This window comes from Streptomyces similanensis, from assembly GCF_039543625.1.
GTDB lineage: Bacteria > Actinomycetota > Actinomycetes > Streptomycetales > Streptomycetaceae > Streptomyces > Streptomyces similanensis.
Map to the genome: position 1 here is coordinate 1 of NZ_BAABKC010000051.1, position 14,977 is coordinate 14,977.

The window sequence follows — 14,977 nt, forward strand, 5'->3', positions numbered from 1 at the left end:
GTCTGGACTCCTCTCGTGAGACCCATCTGACCTGCTGTCACCTTTCCCCGCATCTCGGGGGAACCTCAGTTCGGTGTGGATTGCGACGTCTGCACCGGCAGAAAGGCCCTCGTGCCCCACCGTAATGCACCCCTGACCGAGACCGGACGCCTGCGCCTGGCCCGCTGTGTCGTCGAGGACGGCTGGACTCTTCGCCGGGCCGCCGAACGCTTCCAGGTCTCGCCCACCACCGCCCAGCGGTGGGCCGCCCGCTACCGTCGGTTCGGCGAGGCAGGGATGAGCGATCTGCCCTCCCGGCCGCACACCAGCCCGCGCCGCACCCCGACCCGCACTGAACGCGGGATCATCAAGATCCGCGTGCTGAGGCGATGGGGACCGGCCCGCACCGCACACCTGCTGCGGCTCGTACCCTCCACCGTGCACCGGGTCCTCACCCGCTACCCGTCTGGTCCGCCTCGCCCATCTGGACCGGGCAACCGGCCGTGTCATACGCCGCTACGAACGCGACCGCCCAGGCGAGCTGGTGCACGTCGACATCAAGAAGCTCGGCAACATCCCCGACGGCGGCGGTCACAAGGTCCTCGGCCGGCAAGCGGGCCGCAGGACCCGCTCGAACGCCGGCTACAGCCACCTGCACACCGCCGTCGACGACCACTCCCGCCTGGCCTGCAGCGAGGTCCACACCGACGAGAAGAAGGAGACCGCCACCGGCTTCCGGGCACGGGCGTACGTCACCTCGTGCGGGATCACCGTCGAACGGGTCCTGACCGACAACGGCGCCTGCCACCGCTACGCCACCGGCGCGACCAGTTGGCGGAGGCCGGGATCACCCACAAGCGAACCCGGCCCTACCGGCCCCAGACGAACGGCAAGGTCGAACGCTTCAACCGGACGCTGCTGGACGAGTGGGCCTACGCCCGCCCCTACCGCAGCGAACGGGAACGACGCGAAGCGTTCCCCTGCTGGCTGCACACCTACAATCACCACCGCAGACACACCGCGCTCAAGAGTCAACCACCCGCCAGCCGTGTCCCCAACCTCGCAGGGCAATACAGCTAGGCCCCCACCAGCGCCTCGTCGTCAGGCACGGACACGGCTTGCGCCGGCAGACGGTGCCACCAGTCAAGCTTCTCCAACAGTTCCTCACTCGGAGGAGACCAGCCGAAGGCGGCGCTCAAGACGTGAACCGCCAGCCGCGGCGGGACGGCGTTCCCGATCTGCTGCCCGATGTCGCGACCTGACCACGGGTAGTCGGCAGGAAACGTCTGAAGCCGTCCCGCCTCGGAGTGGTTGAATCGATCCAGTTCGGCTCCGTCGAGGGAGACGACACGGTTGCGGCGGATCTTGCCGGTCACAGTGGCAGAGGGTTGAGACGACGACCTGCGCCCACGCAGCTTGGGATCACCGCCGGTTCCGTAGTTCGAGATGACCTCGAAGGGCGTTCCTCGCTCGATCACGTCGCCCATGGTGCGCCAGGGCTCCTTCGACGCGTCGCCGGCATCACGCGGAACTCCCTTGCGATAGGTCCGGTGAGTAGGGGCGGGCAGTTTCATGTCGTGCTCCCCCCTGCGCGCGATCAGTACCGCCCGCTTCCGCGTCTGCGGAACGCCATAGGCCTCTGTGAGCAGGAGTCCGTAGTCAACCGAGTAACCCTCGTTCCTAAGGGCTCGTGCGTATGCTTCCCATACCGGGAGCACCGCAGGCACCTGCTCCAGGACGATCGCCTCGTAGGGCTTCTTCTGCACGTCGATGGCTTCCAGAATCCATCGGAGGGGTTCCAGCACGAGGCCGGTCCGCTCGTCATCCAGATTCGCGAGATCGCTGACGATCTGCTCGCGATTGACGCGAGCAGTCATTTGCTCAACGAATTCGAGGACGTCATCAAGGGCCTTACGGCCGGCCCCGCTGCCTGCGACCGTGAATGTCTGGCAGGGCGGGCCGCCGGCGAGCACGTCTGCGTCCGGAAAGTCGGCCGGACCGTACCGCCGCACGTCACCCTGCACTGTGCCCAGACCGGCAGCGCGGCGGGTCTCGCAAGCGTCGGCATCCCATTCAATGCCGACTGTGGGTACTCCCAGTCTCTCAGCAGCCACATCCACGCCACCAGGTCCGGCGAACAAGTCGACGATCTTGACTGGCTGCACGTGATCTCCAGAGCGTCAGGGTGGCGGTCCAAGCGGCCGCACTTTGTTGTGCAGCGCTCTGCGAGCGTACCTGTGACCACTGACAACCCAGTGCCGCGTAGGTCTCCCCTGGCAGACGGAGCGTGTGAGGTTCAAAACGTCCCGCGGGTCCGCTTCGTACTCCGGGTCGAGTGACTCATCCTTCGGGGTGCCCTCCATGAGGGCGTGCCGTCCTCCGTGGCACTGGTCACAGCGCGAGGTCAGATTCTCCTCGTCGTCCTTTCCGCCCTTGTGCCCTGGCAGAACGTGATGAGTCTGCAGCGATGCACCCTGCGCCGGAGTCCGCCCGCAGTCCCGGCAGGTGCGCCTGTCTCTTATGAAGCCTTGCCCGGAGTGACGCAGTCGCTCCCCACTCGTCGTGCGACGGCCGGTGGTCCTGGCCGCGCTCTGCTCGGCTTCCAACGCCTCCGGTGCAGGATCTCCGGGGCTACAGCAAAAAGCAGCTCTTCCCTGTACAGAGTGCCGAGCAGCCCTGTCACGGACAGCAGGTCCGCCAACGGACACCTTTTGGCCGGGAGGTGGTCCCGTTCATAGGCGATGGTCACGACATGGTCCGGACCATATGCCGCGGCCCAACTGAGTCCGGGCGTCCAGTGGCTGGTCGGTGAGCGGAAGTACTCGAAGTGCTCGACGCTGACGGCCAAGCGGAAGCGGGCCTGCCTGAGTGACGTAGTGGGGCTCGCGGTGGAAGAGCATCTCTTCACCACTCCCGTGAATCCCCTGACGTCAGTGAAGTGGACCGCCCCGAAAGCCGTGGAAGAGGTGGACCCCGAAAGCCAATCCGCGGCAGGTGCGGAGCCTGTTGGCGGGGTACGCGAGCAGGGGGCGCGGGGCCAGCACCTCGAAGCGTTCTTCGGGTGCCTGTACTACGCGGCCATGCGGCCGGCGGAAGCCGCCGCGCTCCGCTCCACTCAGTGCCACTTGCCCGACAAGGGCTGGGGAACTCTCACCCTTCGTCAGGGAGTTGTCCGGGCAGGACGGAGCTGGACTGACGACGGGACGGCCCATGAGGCCCGCCAGCTCAAGGCCCGCGCGGTGAAGGACTCGCGCCCGGTACCGATTCCTCCCCACTTCGTGCGCATGCTCCGACAGCACCTCGACACGCACGGCACAGCCCCTGACGGCCGGCTCTTCCGGACCGCCCGCGGGGGCCTTCTCCAAGAGACCGGCTACGGGGAGGTGTGGGCCAGAGCCCGCGAGAGCGTTTTGACCGAGGCTGAGATCGTCTCGTTGCTGGCCCGTCGTCCCTATGATCTTCGCCACGCGGGCGTCTCCTTCTGGCTCAGCTCAGGAGTGGACCCGATGGAGTGCGCTCGGCGCGCAGGGCACAGCATCGCGGTACTGCTCAAGGTCTACGCGAAGGTTCTAGACCGGACGCGTGAGCAGGCGAACAACCGGATCGATGCGGCGCTGCGCGAGTGGAACGAGCCGGAGTGATCGCCTGTTCCCCCTGGGGGACGCCTGGGGGACACGCCCTGATCAGGGGTGGGATTCGGGCGGCACAAGGTGAGACACGCCGCCTGCGGCCGGTGCTGGATCGAACAACCGCTGGCAACGAAGAAACCCCCTCCGACCTGCCGAAGAGGCTGGTCGGAGGGGGTTTTCCCCAGTGTGGCGGCGCCAGGATTCGAACCTGGGAAGGCTGAGCCGGCAGATTTACAGTCTGCTCCCTTTGGCCGCTCGGGCACACCGCCGGGGTTTGCTGCCGTTCGAACCGCCTTTCGGCGGTGCTCCCTGGCAACGACGTAAACAATACCCGATGCGCGGGGGTGCTTCGCCACCCGATTGATCAGCACCGGGTGGAGCGGGGATGGCTAGGCTGGGGCGGATGCGGACCGGGGCCGTCGGGTCCCGGCCCGGCGGTCTCCCCCACCCGCCGGCACGCACCGACACGCACCCCGACACACCCCGATACAAGGAGCCACAGGACATGGCCGACTCCAGTTTCGACATCGTCTCGAAGGTCGAGCGGCAGGAGGTCGACAACGCCCTCAACCAGGCCGCCAAGGAGATCTCGCAGCGCTACGACTTCAAGGGCGTGGGCGCCTCGATCTCGTGGTCCGGTGAGAAGATCCTCATGGAGGCGAACTCCGAGGACCGGGTGACCGCGGTTCTCGACGTCTTCCAGTCCAAGCTGATCAAGCGGGGCATCTCGCTGAAGGCGCTGGACGCGGGTGAGCCGCAGCTCTCCGGCAAGGAGTACAAGATCTTCGCGACGATCGAGGAGGGCATCTCCCAGGAGAACGCGAAGAAGGTGGCGAAGCTGATCCGCGATGAGGGCCCCAAGGGCATCAAGGCTCAGGTCCAGGGCGAGGAGCTGCGGGTCAGCTCCAAGAGCCGGGACGACCTCCAGACCGTGATCGCGCTGCTCAAGGGGCAGGACTTCGACTTCGCGCTGCAGTTCGTCAACTACCGGTAGGTCCGGGGGCCTCGGGCCCGTCCCGGATCGTCCGGTACCGCCGAGGGCGGGCGCCCATGGGGGTGCCCGCCCTCGGCCGCTCGGTGGCGGGTCGCGCTCAGTCGCGTGAGTTGCCGAACAGGATCCGGTAGGCGATCAGCAGGACCAGTGAGCCGCCGATCGCCGCGGCCCAGGTGGCGCCGTCGTAGAAGTGCTTGGAGACCGGGTGGTCCAGCCAGCGGGCCGAGATCCAGCCGCCGATGAACGCGCCCGCGATGCCGATCAGCGTGGTGCCGATGAAGCCGCCCGGGTCGCGGCCCGGCAGCAGCAGCTTCGCGATGGCCCCGGCCAACAGTCCCAGGATGATCCAGCTGATGACGCCCATGCCCTGAACCTGCCCTTCTCGCCGACCGCTCCGGCCGTCGTGCGTGCCACACGCGTGTTCGTGCCGTGTCGATGAGGAGGACGCCGCGGCCGCGCCCCATGGTTGCGGCGGACCGCGTCCCGGGTGTCAGCGGGCCGCGAACGGCTGGTCCGTGCGGACGATCTCGCGGCCCAGCGGCAGCAGCGAGACCGGGATCAACTTGAAGTTGGCGATGCCGAACGGGATGCCGATGATCGTGACGCACAGGAGGACGCCCGTGACGATGTGGCCGATCGCCAGCCACCAGCCGGCCAGGACCAGCCAGAGCACGTTGCCGACGCAGGAGGGCGCGCCCGCGTCGCGGCGTTCGACGGTGGTGTACCCGAAGGGCCACAGGGCGTAGACGCCGATCCGGAAGGCCGCTATGCCGAATGGGATGCCGATCACCGTGACGCACAGCAGCACGCCGGCCAGGAGGTAGGCCAGGAACAGCCAGAAGCCGCTGAGGACCACCCAGATGACGTTGAGGATTGTCTTCACTGCTGTCGACCTGCCATCTGTTCGAGGCGGGCGATGCGCTCCGCCATGGGTGGATGTGTCGAGAACATCTTCGACAGTCCCTGGCCCGGGCGGAAGGGATTCGCGATCATCATGTGGCTGGCGGTCTCGATGCGCGGCTCGGGGGGCAGCGGAAGCTGCTGGGTGCCCGCCTCCAGCTTGCGCAGGGCGCCGGCGAGGGCGAGCGGGTCGCCGGTGATGCGGGCCCCGGAGGCGTCCGCCTCGTACTCCCGGGAGCGGCTGATGGCCAGCTGGATGAGGGTGGCCGCGAGCGGGCCCAGGATCATGATCAGCAGCATGCCGAACAGGCCCGGTCCGTCGTCGTCGTCCGAGCGGCCCACCGGGATCAGCCAGGCGAAGTTGACCAGGAACATGATCACCGAGGCGAGGGCACCGGCGACGGACGAGATCAGGATGTCGCGGTTGTAGACGTGGCTCAGCTCGTGGCCGATGACGCCGCGCAGCTCGCGCTCGTCCAGGATGCGCAGGATGCCCTCCGTGCAGCACACGGCGGCGTTGCGCGGGTTGCGGCCGGTGGCGAAGGCGTTCGGGGCCTCGGTCGGGGAGATGTACAGGCGAGGCATGGGCTGGCGGGCCTGGGTGGAGAGGTCGCGGACCATGCGGTACAGGGCGGGCGCCTCGAACTCGCTGACCGGGCGGGCGCGCATCGCGCGCAGGGCCAGCTTGTCGCTGTTCCAGTACGCGTACGCGTTGGTGCCGAGCGCGACGAGCACCGCCACGATCAGGCCGGTGCGGCCGAAGAGGCTGCCGATGACGATGATGAGTGCGGACAGTCCCCCGAGGAGTACTGCGGTCCTGAGCCCGTTGTGCCGGCGGTGCACGGTACGCCCTCCAAGTGGTGCGGCAGGGGAACCCTTCGCTTGCTGCTGTTCGGTGCCACCGGTGCCGAGACGTGTGCTGCTGTCCCGTCCAGTGGACCCTTCCGTACTGGTCAACGCCAGGCGGGGGCCCCGGGTTCCCCGGCGTGCACGGCGGCGCGCGGGCCGTCCGGGTGAGCGGGACGCCGGGCGGCACGCGCGCGTGGTGATCGGGTGCCCCGCGCGCGCGGGGCGACGCCCGGCCGCCCCTGGGACGGGCCCGTGAGCCCCCGGGACGGGCCGGGGGGCGGGCGCGGGTCTCAGAACAGGTTCTGGGCCGCGAAGCGCAGCACCAGCTGGGGCGCGCCGGAGAGGGCGACGCCGAGGACGCCCGTCAGGGTGAGGGCGGCGGTGAGCGGGGCGGGGACGCGGTGCCCGGCGGCCTCGCCCTCGGGGGCGCGGAAGAGCAGGGCCGTCCACTGGAGGTAGTAGTACAGCGCGATGACGACGTTGACGGCCATGACGACGGCGAGCCAGCCGAGTCCCGCGTCGACGGCCGCCGAGAAGACGGTGACCTTCGCGAACAGGCCGATGACGCCCGGCGGCAGGCCGGCCAGGCAGAGCAGGAAGAAGGCCAGCAGGAGGGCGGCCGGCGCGTTGGCGGCGTACAGGCCGCGGTAGTCGGCGACCCGGTTGTGCCTACGGGTACGGCCGACGAGCGCGGCCACGGTGAACGCGCCGAGGTTCACGGCGGCGTACATGAGGGCGTACGCGACCGTGGAGCCGATCGCCTTCTGGGGGTTCTCGGTGGAGCCGGCGGCGGCGATCGGCACCAGGAGGTAGCCGGCCTGGCCGACGGAGGACCAGGCGAGCAGCCGTACCGCGCTGTACGCGCGGGTGGCCCGCTGGCGCAGGGCGCCGACGTTGCCGACGGTCATGGTCAGCGCGGCCAGCACGGCCAGGGCGGGGCCCCAGACGTCGCCGTAGGAGGGGAACGCGACGACGGTGACGAGGATCAGGCCGGTGAAGCCGACCGCCTTGCCGACGACGGACAGGTAGGCCGCGATCGGCAGGGGCGCGCCCACGTAGGTGTCGGGCACCCAGAAGTGGAAGGGGACGGCGGCCAGCTTGAAGGCGAAGCCGATGAGGGTGAGGACGACGCCGGTCTGGGCGAGGGTGTGCAGCTGGCCGTCGACGTGCTGGACGCGCTCGGCGATCCGGGTGAGGTAGAGGCTGCCGGTGGTGGCGTAGACGAAGCTGACGCCGAGCAGGCTGACGGCGGTGGCGGTGACCGAGGACAGGAAGAACTTCAGGGCCGCGTCGGAGGACCTGCGGTCGCCGTGCCGGAGGCCGACGAGGGCGAACGCGGGCAGGGAGGCGACCTCCAGGGCGACGACGAGGGTGGCCAGGTCGCGGGCGGCGGGCAGGAGGGCGGCGCCGGCGGCGGAGGACAGCAGCAGGAACCAGTACTCGCCCTCGGGCAGTCCCCCGCGCGCGTCCTTCAGCGCGGTGACCGACAGCAGGGCCGCCAGGAGGGCGCCGCCGAGGACCAGGAACTGGATGACGAGCGTGAAGTGGTCGGCGCGGTAGCTGCACACGGCCGGCTGTCCGGTCAGGCAGAAGGCGGCGCGGTCGCCGTGCAGCAGCGGCAGCAGGAGGAGTCCGGCGGCGGCGAGGCCCGCGACCGAGACCCAGCCGAGCAGGGGCTTGCGCGCCTGCGGCAGGAACAGGTCGGCGACCAGCGCCACGAGGGCGATCACGGCGGTGAGGGTGGGCGGCGCGATCGCGAGCCAGTCGACGGACTGCACCGCCGAGGCGGCGAGCGGCTGGGCCAGGGCGCTCATCGGGTGCCTCCTGCCAGGAGCTGCTGCACGGCCGGGTCGGTGAGCCCGAGCAGGGCCTTGGGCCACAGCCCGGCGAGGACGGTGAGGACGACGAGCGGGGTCCACGCCGCGAACTCGAAGCCGCGCACATCGGGCAGGCTCGGCGCCTGCCGCGGTACGCCGCCCATGCAGACACGGCGGACCACGACGAGCATGTACGCGGCGGTCAGCAGGGTGCCGAAGGCACCGATCGCCGTGAAGGTGAGGAAGGCGGGCCGGCTCAGGCCGGCGGCGGGCTCGAACGCGCCGAACAGGGCGAGCATCTCGCCCCAGAACCCGGCGAGGCCGGGCAGGCCGAGCGAGGCGACCGCGCCGAAGGCGAGCAGGCCGCCGAGGCGGGGCGCCTTGCCGTACAGGGCCGCTCCCGTCTCCTTCGCCAGGGCGTCGAGGTCGGTGGTGCCGGTGCGGTCCTTGAGCGCGCCGACCAGGAAGAACAGCAGGCCGGTGATGAGGCCGTGGGCGATGTTGGCGAACAGGGCGCCGTTCACGCCGGTCGGGGTCATGGTGGCGATGCCGAGGAGCACGAAGCCCATGTGGCCGACGGAGGAGTAGGCGATGAGCCGTTTCAGGTCGCCCTTGGCTCCCTGTCTGGCCAGCGCGAGGCAGGCCAGGGAGCCGTAGACGATCCCGGCGACGGCGAGGGCGGCGAGGTAGGGCGCGAAGGTGTGGAAGCCGTGCGGCGCGATCGGCAGCAGGATCCGGACGAAGCCGTACGTGCCCATCTTCAGCAGGACGCCGGCCAGCAGGACGGAGCCGACGGTGGGGGCGGCGGTGTGGGCGTCCGGGAGCCAGCTGTGCAGCGGCCACATCGGGGTCTTCACCGCGAGCCCGAGCCCGATCGCGATCACGGCGACGACCTGCACGGACGCACTGAGTGACCGGCCGTTGTCAGTGGCGAGTGCCACCATGTCCGAAGTGCCCGTCTTGAGCCCGATCAGGAGCAGGCCGAGCAGCATGACCACCGAGCCGAGGAGGGTGTAGAGGATGAACCGCCAGGCGGCGGCCCGCCGGCCCTCGCCGCCCCAGCGGGCGATGAGGAAGTACATCGGGATGAGCACGGTCTCGAAGGCGAGGAAGAACAGCAGCAGATCGAGGACGGAGAAGGTGGCGAGAGTGCCGGACTCCAGCAGGAGCAGCAGGGCGACGAAGCCCTTCGGGCTCGGGCCCGCGGGCGGCTTGAAGTAGCTGTAGAGCGCGCAGAGGAAGGTCAGCAGCGCGCTCAGGACGACGAGGGGGAGGGAGATGCCGTCGATGCCGAGGTGGACGCGCACGTGGAGTGCGGGGATCCAGCTGATGTCGGTCGTGGCCTGCATCGTCGACGGGTGGTGGCGGTCGAAGCCGAGCGCGAGGACGATCGCCGCGGCGAGAACGGCGCCGGTGACGGTCACGCCGTGCCGGAGCACGGCCTGCTCGGGCGACTTCCCCTTCAGTCCGGGCGGCGCCGGCAGGAGGGCGGCGAGCGCGCCCAGGAGCGGGCCGACGACGACGAACGCCAGAAGGAACTGCATCACTGACTCGCTGATACCGATCACGCCTGCTCACGCTCCCGTGGCGACGAGGACGACGGCGACCGTCAGGACGACGGTGCCGGCGAGCAGCGCGCTCACATAGGTCTGCACATTGCCGGTCTGGGCGCGCCGTACGGCGGCCCCGAGCAGCCGGGGTACGCCTCCGGCGGCCCGTACGTAGGTCTCGACGACCTCGCGGTCGAGGAAGCGGACGAGGTCGGCCGCGGCCAGGACGGGGCGGACGAGGAGGGCCGCGTACACGGCGTCGAGGTGGAAGCCGGCGGCGGCGTGCCGGTGCAGCGGGCCGAGCAGCAGCCGTCCGGGGTCGGCGGGGTCGGGTGCGTAGGCGATGTCGCCGTAGGCGGGGCGGTGGCTGGCGATGGCCTCGGCCTCGACCAGTCCGGCGTCGGCCTCGTGGTGGGCGGCGACCGCGCCCATCGGGGTGCGGGCGGTGAGGGCGGTGGTGTGCCGCCAGGCGCCGTAGGTGACGATGCCGCCGGCCAGGGCCAGGCCGGTGCCGAGCACGGAGGTGGTCAGGGCCGGGGCGAGGGAGCCGCCGCCGAACCAGTCGGGCAGCACGCGGTAGGCGAGGCCGCCGAAGGCGAGGGAGGGCACGGCGAGCACCCAGAGCACGGTGTTCATGGTCAGCGGCTGCCTGCCGTGGCTGGGCGCGTCGGCGCCGCGGCCGCGGAAGGCGAGCAGCCACAGGCGCGTCGCGTACGCGGCGGTGAGCACGGCGGTGAGCAGTCCGGCCACCAGGACGATCCAGCCGGCCGCGCCGGGCGCGTGGGCGGTGTGCCCGGTGGCGGTGTGCTCGGCCGCGCCGAGGACGGATTCCTTGGAGAAGAAGCCGCTGAAGGGAGGGATCGCGGCGAGGGCGAGGAGCGCGACGGTCATCGTCCAGTAGGCGTCCGGGACGCGGTCGCGCAGGTTGCCCATGCGGGACATGGCGGCCAGCGAGTTGGTGCCGGCGGCGTGGATGACCGTGCCGGCGGCGAGGAACAGCAGTGCCTTGAAGGCGCCGTGGGACAGGAGGTGGAAGACGGCGGCGCCGCGGTCGCCGACGGCGAGGGCGCCGGTCATGTAGCCGAGCTGGCCGATGGTCGAGTAGGCGAGGACGCGCTTGATGTCGTCCTGGGCGAGTGCGGCGAGCGCCGAGCCGGCCATGGTGACGGCGGCCATGACGGCGAGGACGGTCATGGCGGCCGAGGACGCCTGGAAGACGGGGAGGAGCCGGGCGGTGAAGTAGACGCCGGCGGCGACCATGGTCGCGGCGTGGATCAGCGCGGAGACGGGGGTGGGGCCGGCCATCGCGTCGGGCAGCCAGGTGTGCAGCGGGAACTGGGCCGACTTGCCGGCCACGCCCGCCAGGAGCAGCAGGGCGATCAGGGTGGGGTGGTGCAGGTTGCCGCTCGCGACGGCGCCGAGGATCTCGGTGATCCGGAACGAGCCGGCGTCGGTGGCCAGGGCGAACAGGCCGATCAGGAAGGGGACGTCGCCGAGCTTGGTGACCAGGAATGCCTTGAGGGAGGCGGCGCGGGCCTCGGGGGTCTCCCAGTAGTGGCCGACCAGGAAGTAGGAGCAGATGCCCATGACCTCCCAGCCGACCAGCAGCACCATCAGGTCGCCGGAGTAGACGACGAGCAGCATCGCGGAGGTGAACAGGGAGACGAGGGCGGCGTAGGAGGGGTAGCGCGGGTCGTCGCGCAGGTAGCCCGTCGAGTAGATCTGCACGCAGGTCGCGACGACGGCGACCAGCACGGCGACGAGCGCGGCGAAGCCGTCGATGTGCAGGGCGAGGTCGATGGGGACCGAGCCGGTGGGGGTGAGACGGGTGGCGGCGTCGATCGCCCGGCCGCCGCCCTGGTCGGCGGCGACCAGCACGGCCAGGACGAAGGAGGCGAGGGCCGGCAGGACGGCGAGCGGGCGGACGAAGCCGGGTGCGGTGCGGCCGAGCAGCAGACCGGCGACGGCGGCGAGGAACGGCAGGAGGGGGACGAGGACGGCGAGGGTGGTCGTGGTCACGCGGTGGCCTCAGCCTTCTCGTCGGCCTGCGCGGCGCCCCGCGCGGTCGCGGCGGCGCCGCTGTCGTGGCCGGGGGCGTCGGAGTCGTCGGGGTCGTCGTCGGGTCCCTCGGCGGCGGCGCGGAGCCGGTCGATGTCCGAGGTGCCGCGGTCGCGGTGGACGGCGAGGACGATCGCCAGGCCGATGCCGATCTCGGCGGCGGCGATGGCGATGGTGAACAGGGTCAGGGCCTGCCCGGAGTGCAGGGTCTCGACGGCGGCCTTGCTGAGCCAGACGTCGAAGGCGACGAGGTTGAGGTTGACGGCGTTGAGCATCAGCTCGACGGACATCAGGACCAGGATCGCGTTGCGGCGGGCGAGGACGCCGTACAGGCCGGTGCAGAAGAGGAGGGCGGAGAGTACGGCGGGATAGACGAGGTGCATCAGCGGGCGCCTTCCTCGGCGGACCGGTCGCCGCCGGGGGCGGGGGCCTGTGGGCTGCCGGGGGCGGGGGTCTGGGCGCCGCCGGGTGCCGGGGGGCGGGTGGTGCCGGGTGCCTGCGTGCGGGTGGCGCCGGGTGCCGGGGGGCGGGTGGCGGCCGCGGGTGGGGCGGTGGTGTCCGTCGTGGCGTCGGCGTCGGCCTTGGCCTTGCGGGACAGGACGATCGCTCCGACCAGGGCGGCCAGGAGGAGGACGGAGAGGGCCTCGAAGGGCAGGACCCAGTTCTGGAAGAGGCTCTCGCCGGTGACCCGGGTGGTGCCGGCGGCGGCGCCGTCCAGGTCGATCCAGGTGGTGCGGAAGGCGTCGGCGACCACCCAGACCAGGGCGGCCGCGGCGGCGACGGCCACGGCGAGGGCGGCCCAGCGGTTGGGCGAGTCGGCGTCCGGGGAGCGGCCGATGGGGGCCTTGGTGAGCATCAGCCCGAACAGCAGGAGGACGACGACGGAACCGACGTAGATGAGGACCTGCACCCAGGCGATGAACTCGGCGGTGAGCAGGAGGTACTCGACGGCGAGGCCGCCGAGGGTCACGACCAGCCACAGGGCGGCGTGCACCAGCTGCTTGGTGGTGACGGTGACCAGGGCGGCGCCGAAGGTGGCCAGGCCGACGAGGAGGAAGGCGATCTCGACGCCGGTCGGGGAGAGGAAGCCGTGGGTCTGCGCGGCGAGGTTCACTCCGCCCCCTCCCCGGTCTCCCCGGTCTTCTCGGTCTTCTCGGTCTTCTCGGCTTCTTCGGTGCCGGGCCGCGCGGCCTCGGCCTCCTGCTGGGCGGCCAGTTTCTCGGCGCTCCTGCGGGCGGCGGCCAGTTCCTTGGGCTCCTCGGCGCCGGGGTCGAGGGCGGGCGGGGCCGGCACGGTCCACATCCACTCGCGCAGCTTGTCGCGCTCGTGGGTGAGGTCGCGGATGTCGGTCTCGGCGTACTCGAACTCCGGCGACCAGAACAGCGCGTCGAAGGGACAGACCTCGATGCAGATACCGCAGTACATGCACAGGGAGAAGTCGATGGCGAACCGGTCGAGGACGTTGCGGCTGCGTTCCCGGCCGCCGGGGGCGGCCGCGGGCACCGTCTCCTTGTGGGAGTCGATGTAGATGCACCAGTCGGGGCACTCGCGGGCGCACAGCATGCACACCGTGCAGTTCTCCTCGAACAGGCCGATGACGCCGCGGGTGCGGGGCGGCAGGTCGGGCTGGGTCTCGGGGTACTGCTCGGTGACGGTCTTCCGCGTCATCGTGCGCAGGGTGACGGCCAGCCCCTTGGCGAGGCCGGAGCCGGGGAGGCCAGGGAGGGGGGACATGGTTACCGGATCACCACCTTGACGACGCCGGTGAGGGCGATCTGGGCGAGGGCGAGGGGCACGAGGAGGGTCCAGGAGAGTTTCTGGAGCTGGTCCTCGCGCAGCCGCGGGTAGGTGACGCGCAGCCAGATGACGACGAAGGCGAGGACGGCGGTCTTCAGCAGCGTCCACACCCAGCCGAGGCCGTCGGCGCCCCAGGGGCCGTGCCAGCCGCCCAGGAAGAGCACGGTGGTCAGGCCGCACAGGACGACGATCCCGGCGTACTCGGCGAGCAGGAACAGGGCGAAGCGCAGGCCGGTGTACTCGGTGTATGCGCCGAAGATGATCTCCGAGTCGGCGACCGGCATGTCGAACGGCGGCCGTTGCAGTTCGGCAAGGCCGGCCACGAAGAAGACGACCGCGCCGACGATCTGCCAGGGCAGCCACCACCAGTGGAAGGCGTCGAGGATGCCGGGCAGCGAGACGGTGCCGGCCGCCATCGCCACGGAGGCGGCGGCGAGCAGCATCGGCAGTTCGTAGGCGAGCAGCTGTGCGGCGGTGCGCAGGCCGCCGAGCAGGGAGAACTTGTTGGCGGAGGCCCAGCCGGCCATCAGCGCGCCGAGCACGCCGACGCCCATCACGGCCAGTACGAAGAAGACGCCCGCGTCGATCACCTGGCCGACTGCGCCCTCGCCGGGGCCGATCGGGATCGCGAGCAGGACGAGCAGGTACGGCAGCAGGGCGACGGCGGGGGCGAGCTGGAAGACGCGGCGGTCCGCGCCCGCGGGGACCACGTCCTCCTTCTGCGCGAACTTCACGCCGTCCGCGACGAGCTGCGCCCAGCCGTGGAAGCCGCCGGCGTACATGGGGCCGAGGCGGCCCTGCATGTGCGCCATCACCTTGTGCTCGGTCTGGCCGACGATCAGCGGGAAGGTGAGGAAGACCACGAAGACGATCAGGAGTCGCAGGGCGACGTCGGCCACGTCGTTCACCGCGTGCCTCCCTCGGGGTCGTCGGGGTGGTGGGGGTTGTCAGGGCTGTTGGGGTCGTTGGGGTCGTTGGGGTTGTTGCGGTTGTCGGGGGCGGCCTCGGGGTTCTCGGAGGCTGCCGGTTTTTCGTCGGCGGCCTTCGGGGCTCCGGGGGCCGGTACGGGCTCGGGTACAGGTGCGGGTTCGGGTTCGGGTTCGGTTTCGTCGAAGGCCGGGCGGGCGTGGTGCCAGGGGGCGTCCGCGCTGCGCGGGGGCGCGGGCGGCTTGGCCGCGGGGGAGTCGCCCGGGGCGGTCCGCTGGGAGGCCGAGCCTCCGGACGCGCTGCGTGCGCGGCGGGGGCCGGTCGGCCGTGCGCCGCCGGTCGCCTCCCCGGGGGGCGGGGTGACCGGCGCCGCCGGGCTCTCCGTTCCCGTGTCCTCGGGGCGGGGGGCCGTCTGGCTCGCGGAACCCTGGCTCGCGCTCCGCGTGCGACGCGGCCGGCTCGCGGGCGCGCCGGGTG

14 protein-coding genes, 1 tRNA gene and 2 pseudogenes are annotated in these 14,977 nt (G+C 71.1%); 3 read left to right on the forward strand and 14 right to left on the reverse strand.

Annotated features, from left to right (window positions below; all coding sequences use genetic code 11):
• Positions 1-111 precede the first annotated feature (111 nt).
• Positions 112-1,059 (forward strand): annotated as a pseudogene (locus ABEB07_RS18510) (IS481 family transposase).
• Here the strand turns inward: ABEB07_RS18510 and ABEB07_RS18515 are convergent.
• Complete coding sequence (locus ABEB07_RS18515) at positions 1,056-2,144, reverse strand: DNA cytosine methyltransferase (protein ID WP_345669357.1); 1,089 nt, start codon at positions 2,142-2,144, stop codon at positions 1,056-1,058. The pseudogene ABEB07_RS18510 and the gene ABEB07_RS18515 sit on opposite strands and share 4 nt — an antisense overlap.
• Positions 2,145-2,159: 15 nt before the next feature.
• Entirely contained in the window at positions 2,160-2,687 is a 528-nt protein-coding gene (locus ABEB07_RS39235; RefSeq protein WP_425589037.1) for an HNH endonuclease, read from the reverse strand.
• 180 nt (positions 2,688-2,867) lie between these two features.
• On the opposite strand from ABEB07_RS39235, the gene ABEB07_RS18520 reads away from it, so the two are divergent.
• The gene (locus ABEB07_RS18520) at positions 2,868-3,620 is read left to right on the forward strand and encodes a hypothetical protein (protein WP_345669358.1); all 753 of its coding nucleotides are present in this window, start codon (positions 2,868-2,870) and stop codon (positions 3,618-3,620) included.
• A 175-nt stretch (positions 3,621-3,795) separates the two neighbouring features.
• Here ABEB07_RS18520 and ABEB07_RS18525 read toward each other — a convergent pair.
• A tRNA-Tyr gene (locus tag ABEB07_RS18525) sits at positions 3,796-3,877 on the reverse strand.
• Between the two features lie 236 nt (positions 3,878-4,113).
• Here ABEB07_RS18525 and ABEB07_RS18530 point away from each other — a divergent pair.
• Positions 4,114-4,602: a YajQ family cyclic di-GMP-binding protein gene (locus ABEB07_RS18530; protein WP_164582955.1), complete on the forward strand. Its 489-nt coding sequence runs from the start codon at positions 4,114-4,116 to the stop codon at positions 4,600-4,602.
• 97 nt (positions 4,603-4,699) lie between these two features.
• Here the strand turns inward: ABEB07_RS18530 and ABEB07_RS18535 are convergent, their stop codons facing one another.
• The 11 genes and pseudogenes from ABEB07_RS18535 to ABEB07_RS18585 all read right to left on the reverse strand — a co-directional run.
• Positions 4,700-4,966, reverse strand: coding sequence for a GlsB/YeaQ/YmgE family stress response membrane protein (locus ABEB07_RS18535; RefSeq protein WP_164582957.1), 267 nt, complete (start codon positions 4,964-4,966; stop codon positions 4,700-4,702).
• A 126-nt stretch (positions 4,967-5,092) separates the two neighbouring features.
• Complete coding sequence (locus ABEB07_RS18540; RefSeq protein ID WP_176150116.1) at positions 5,093-5,485, reverse strand: YccF domain-containing protein; 393 nt, start codon at positions 5,483-5,485, stop codon at positions 5,093-5,095.
• Positions 5,482-6,345, reverse strand: a complete 864-nt coding sequence (htpX, locus tag ABEB07_RS18545) for a zinc metalloprotease HtpX (protein ID WP_176150115.1) — start codon at positions 6,343-6,345, stop codon at positions 5,482-5,484. Before htpX ends, ABEB07_RS18540 begins: the two co-directional genes overlap by 4 nt.
• A 296-nt stretch (positions 6,346-6,641) precedes the next feature.
• Entirely contained in the window at positions 6,642-8,165 is a 1,524-nt protein-coding gene (locus ABEB07_RS18550) for an NADH-quinone oxidoreductase subunit N (protein WP_345669359.1), read from the reverse strand.
• Positions 8,162-9,736 (reverse strand): complex I subunit 4 family protein, encoded by a 1,575-nt coding sequence (locus ABEB07_RS18555; protein WP_345669360.1) that lies wholly within the window; start codon positions 9,734-9,736, stop codon positions 8,162-8,164. The genes ABEB07_RS18550 and ABEB07_RS18555 overlap by 4 nt, the downstream gene beginning before the upstream one ends.
• 6 nt (positions 9,737-9,742) lie before the next feature.
• Positions 9,743-11,737, reverse strand: a complete 1,995-nt coding sequence (locus ABEB07_RS18560; protein ID WP_345669361.1) for an NADH-quinone oxidoreductase subunit 5 family protein — start codon at positions 11,735-11,737, stop codon at positions 9,743-9,745.
• Positions 11,734-12,159, reverse strand: coding sequence for an NADH-quinone oxidoreductase subunit NuoK (gene nuoK, locus ABEB07_RS18565; RefSeq protein ID WP_164582969.1), 426 nt, complete (start codon positions 12,157-12,159; stop codon positions 11,734-11,736). The genes ABEB07_RS18560 and nuoK overlap by 4 nt, the downstream gene beginning before the upstream one ends.
• A complete protein-coding gene (locus ABEB07_RS18570) occupies positions 12,159-12,890 on the reverse strand; it encodes an NADH-quinone oxidoreductase subunit J (protein ID WP_345669362.1) in 732 nt (243 codons plus the stop codon). The genes nuoK and ABEB07_RS18570 overlap by 1 nt, the downstream gene beginning before the upstream one ends.
• Positions 12,887-13,510: a NuoI/complex I 23 kDa subunit family protein gene (locus tag ABEB07_RS18575; RefSeq protein WP_345669363.1), complete on the reverse strand. Its 624-nt coding sequence runs from the start codon at positions 13,508-13,510 to the stop codon at positions 12,887-12,889. The genes ABEB07_RS18570 and ABEB07_RS18575 overlap by 4 nt, the downstream gene beginning before the upstream one ends.
• Positions 13,511-13,512: 2 nt before the next feature.
• Positions 13,513-14,481: a complex I subunit 1/NuoH family protein gene (locus ABEB07_RS18580; protein WP_164584792.1), complete on the reverse strand. Its 969-nt coding sequence runs from the start codon at positions 14,479-14,481 to the stop codon at positions 13,513-13,515.
• Positions 14,478-14,977 (reverse strand): annotated as a pseudogene (locus ABEB07_RS18585) (NADH-quinone oxidoreductase subunit C); the annotation flags it as partial. The gene ABEB07_RS18580 and the pseudogene ABEB07_RS18585, both read right to left, overlap by 4 nt.